The following is a 573-nucleotide window of genomic DNA, read 5'->3' as shown; positions in this document are numbered from 1 at the left end:
GGTAACCTGATCACCACTCACGAGGACATCGACGATGATGACCAGACCGTGGATACCACTGAGTGGAACCCGTCTATTGGTACCAAGGCCTCCAAGGCTGAAGGTGCTGATATTAAGGCTGGCACTGTTGTTACCGATACTGTGACCTACACTGACTTGGTTCCGGGTAAGGAATACACCCTCCGCGCTGAGCTGCGTTCGAAGGTCAAGGATGAGGCCACCGGTGAGTACCCAGTAATCGGCCGTGGTGAAAAGACCTTTACTCCGACGAAGTCTTTCGGTGAGGAAAAGGTTGAGATCACTGTCTTGGATGAGGTTTCTGAGGTTGTTAAGGAAGCTGTTGCTTTTGAGTACCTGACCTCTACCGTCGTTGATAAAAACGGTAACGAAACCACGACGGGTGAGAGCAATGATATTGCTGAGCACACCGACATCGACGACGAGGCGCAGACTGTAAGGTCCGATAAGCCGGTCGAGACTCCGTCGACTGAGACTCCGGAAACGACTACGTCTGAGAAGCCGGGTGAGGAGTGTTCGACGACTACTGAGCCGACGCAGCCGCAGGATCAGACG

At 53.4% G+C, this 573-nt stretch carries 1 protein-coding gene; it reads left to right on the top strand.

What is annotated here, in order from left to right; genetic code table 11:
* A partial coding sequence (locus HMPREF3149_RS13500) for a VaFE repeat-containing surface-anchored protein (protein ID WP_168162166.1) occupies nucleotides 1–573 on the top strand: 573 nt, incomplete at both ends.

The organism is Corynebacterium sp. HMSC05E07, from assembly GCF_001807225.1.
Lineage (GTDB): Bacteria > Actinomycetota > Actinomycetes > Mycobacteriales > Mycobacteriaceae > Corynebacterium > Corynebacterium singulare.
The sequence above is the reverse complement of the archived record's forward strand: the minus strand, read 5'-3'. Positions and strand labels throughout refer to the sequence as shown.